Origin of the sequence: Marinobacter iranensis (assembly GCF_029207565.1) — a bacterium.
In the GTDB taxonomy this organism is placed as follows: Bacteria; Pseudomonadota; Gammaproteobacteria; order Pseudomonadales; family Oleiphilaceae; genus Marinobacter; species Marinobacter iranensis.
This window is the reverse complement of sequence record NZ_JANCMW010000163.1, coordinates 1-271: the sequence shown is the minus strand read 5'-3', so window position 1 is coordinate 271 and position 271 is coordinate 1. Positions and strand designations below refer to the sequence as shown.

General features: G+C 62.4%; 1 protein-coding gene. It reads left to right on the top strand.

The features are described 5' to 3' along the window. On the top strand, positions 1–193 hold a 193-nt coding region (locus NLU14_RS21870; protein WP_275710578.1), incomplete at its 5' end, for a hypothetical protein. Positions 194–271 lie beyond the last annotated feature (78 nt).

Genomic DNA, 271 nt, shown 5'->3' with positions numbered 1-271 from the left:
CACGTCGTACTTTGAGTTGGTCCTGCAGCGGCACCGGCTGGTCGGCGCAGCCTGGAAAGAGCACGTCGGACACACCAACCCGAACAAAGCGGAGGGGGCGCTGTCCCTGGCGGAAGCGAAGGTTGCGGCGCAAGCGCTGGAAGCGCGCATGCGGGAGCAGGCGGCGGATTCTAATGCTTCGCCTACTTCGTAGTAATCCGTTTTCGTGTCAGATGGGTGCCGAAGGAGGCGCCCGTCAGCGTTACATTGGCGGTTAGCAAGCAGATGTGCC